The following is a 2,911-nucleotide window of genomic DNA, read 5'->3' as shown; positions in this document are numbered from 1 at the left end:
GGCTGTCTCCACTGATGGGCAATGTTTTGAAGCATCTCCCCCATTGCCGCAAGCTTGCTTTGCTGAAACATTATCTTATCTTTGCGTCTGTTTTCCTCAACGGCTTTTTTAATTCTTTTTTCAAGATTTTTATTAATCTCTTCGAGTTCTTTTGTTTTTTCTCTGACTTTCTCCTCAAGGTCAATATGAACTTTCTTAAAATTTTCCACTATTAAAATAACAAGAGTAATACTAAAAATAAAAACAATTACAATACTCATTACGGAAGCTTTTATTACCAAAGAAAATCTTTTATCAGTTTTTTGCTTCTGTTCAATTGCCTTTTTAATATTAAAATTAATCAATTCCGAAAAATAAATATTAATTGTATTTATGTTATTTTTCAGTTCGTCAAAATTCACCTCCGAAGTTTTTAAAAATTTTTCAATTTGCAGATTTATTCTGTTTTTTAGTTTTAAAACGTTTTCCATTACAAGCGATTCAAAATTATTTTTCGAAAATTGTTTCATAAAGCAGCACTCCCACTCTCTATCTATAAGTTCTTTTGCCAAAGTAATTACTTCTTTTGCCTGTTTTAAATTAATTTCCCCTCTTTTATATTGATTTATCGTTTCAAAAATATTTATTTTATATAAGTCTTTTATATTTTCGAGTTTTACGACAGGTACAGTTCTTTTCTGAAAAAGAGTGTCAATATCGTTTTTAAACGTAAATATGGAATACTGGGACGAAACAATAATTGTAATCATGGAAAAAAATATAACAAATATCAAAAGTTTCGTTTTTGTAAAAAATCCGAGCCTGTCTAAAAACCTGGTATTCATTTTAACTCTTTAAAAGTATTGTTTTCATATTTAAAAAGATACGTTTTATTTAAAAGCTGATTGTTTTTATATTCTATTTTAACGCCTTTTAAAAAATTTGAAGGTGTACTTTTTATTATACCTACCAAATGTGAGGGCGTATAAGGAAACGTGAGCTTATCAAATGCCCTTAAAAGAATCTTATTCGCAAGATATGCTTCAAACGCAAAAAATGTAGGCTTTTTTTCAGGACAGTATTTTTTAAAATATTTTTCAAATAAAACGGCTTCTTTTATCGACTTATCTTTATAATACGGCACTACTTCCGAAAAAATTATATTATCCCTGTTTTTAAGAAGTTTTACCAAACTGTCCGGATTAACGAATGAAACGGTACAAAACACTACTTTTGGGTCTATTTTTTTATATTTCTTTATAAACATCGCGCTGACTTTTGAAGTACTTCCCATAATTATAGCCTGAGGTCTGTTTTTTGCTATTTCATTAAAAGCGGGAGTTATAAAAAAGGTATTTCTTTTATACGCTCCGGCCGTTAAAAGATTCAAATTTCTCTTTTTTAAAATCTCATACGTATCATAGTATATTTCATTTCCGTATTCGTCATTTTGATAAAAAACGGCAATCTTAGTTAAATTATGCTCTAATAAATAATTTATAATTTTTTTTACCTCGTCTTTATATGACGCTCTGAAATTAACTACATATTTATTTTTTCTTAAAAACTCCGCTCCGCTGAAAGGAGCGTAAAGATAAATTGAATTATCATTCAGAAAAGGTAAAATTTCTTTTACCGTTGGGGTTCCGACTATTCCGTAAAGCAGAAAAAGATTGTTTTCATAAAGTTTTTTTATATTTTCCTGCGTGAGTTTAGGCTCATATTTATCATCTAAAAATTGATATCTGATTTTTTTATCAAGTTTTTTCCCATATATTTTTAAACTAAGCTCTGTTCCCGATTTTACGGAATTTCCCATATCCGACATAATACCTTTAAGCGGCAGTGAAGAACCTATTAAATATTCCTGTTTAGAAGAGTTAAATAAGTAAAATATTATAACTATAACAAATAATAAAAAAATTAAACTCTTTTTCATATTTTGCCTTTTGTATAAATAAAAACAAAAAAATGTGCCAATAAAGTGCCTTATATAATTGTTTTGTTTTACTGTTTAAGCAAACATTAAGTTTATTAGTGTTATAATGTTTTCATCAAAAAAAAAGGTTCGAAATGTATGAATTTGTATATTTTTCAAACGAACTCGATTTTCCACTCCCGGAAAACATAATTCACACAAACGACACTTCTACAAAAGCAATTATATCCAACTCCAAAAAAATAGAATGTGAAATTTACGCCCCCGAGATTGATTTTTATATAAAAAATTCAAAAGAGAGTATTTTAAATAAAATCAATGCTCTTGAAAAATTATATGAAATCAGAGCCGTTAAATTCGACAATGCCAAATACAACGAATATCAAAAAAAAATCGGAAACAGACTGCTAATAATAGGCACTAAAGAAGAAGCCGAACAGATAAATCCCGAAAATTTTGAGGTTTACTATGCACTTCCTGAATGGATAAAAGAGATTAAAGGCACTATAGGAAACCTTGAATTTACAATTGACAAAAACGGAGAAATCATTCCTTTGGTTGTGGACCAGGCCCTCTGGTTTAACGCCCCTGAAATTGCATACAGACAAAGGGGTATAATAGACCCTTTAGATATCGGCATAGAAAAAGCTCAAGAAATATTAAACAAAAGAACAGGAATATATAAATACAGAAACTTTATCATCTATGATATCAACATATGCCAATACAACGGCAGGGTATTGGCAGAAACATGCGGAAACTGCGTAGATGTATGCCCTACTAATGCAATAATGAAAATAAACGAAGAAAAAAAACTGCTCTTTTCCCATATCGACTGCGACGGATGCGGAGGGTGTGTGAGTGTATGTCCAAGCGGAGCGCTTGATTTCAGTGCAATTCCAAGAGAAACATTCACAGAAATCGCAAAATTTTATAAAGGGCATATTCCATTTATAGTTCCTGAAGATTTAATAGAAAACTTGAATATCGAAC

Annotated in this window: 2 protein-coding genes and 1 pseudogene; 1 reads left to right on the top strand and 2 read right to left on the bottom strand. The window is 29.7% G+C overall.

Annotated features, from left to right (window positions below):
* Positions 1 to 824: pseudogene (locus ACXJH6_RS04600) on the bottom strand (sensor histidine kinase); the annotation flags it as partial.
* Positions 821 to 1,918 (bottom strand): ABC transporter substrate-binding protein, encoded by a 1,098-nt coding sequence (locus tag ACXJH6_RS04595; RefSeq protein ID WP_456470588.1) that lies wholly within the window; start codon positions 1,916 to 1,918, stop codon positions 821 to 823. The gene ACXJH6_RS04595 and the pseudogene ACXJH6_RS04600, both read right to left, overlap by 4 nt.
* A 134-nt stretch (positions 1,919 to 2,052) precedes the next feature.
* Here ACXJH6_RS04595 and ACXJH6_RS04590 point away from each other — a divergent pair.
* Positions 2,053 to 2,911: 4Fe-4S binding protein (locus ACXJH6_RS04590; RefSeq protein ID WP_456470587.1), on the top strand; the 859-nt coding region annotated here is incomplete at its 3' end.

It is taken from the genome of Caminibacter sp. (assembly GCF_053999135.1).
The sequence above is the reverse complement of the archived record's forward strand: the minus strand, read 5'-3'. Positions and strand labels throughout refer to the sequence as shown.

What these genes read in the sequence shown, in the direction of transcription:
- ACXJH6_RS04595 (WP_456470588.1), bottom strand. Translation starts at nt 1,918, where the DNA reads ATGAAAAAGAGTTTAATTTTTTTATTATTTGTTATAGTTATAATATTT.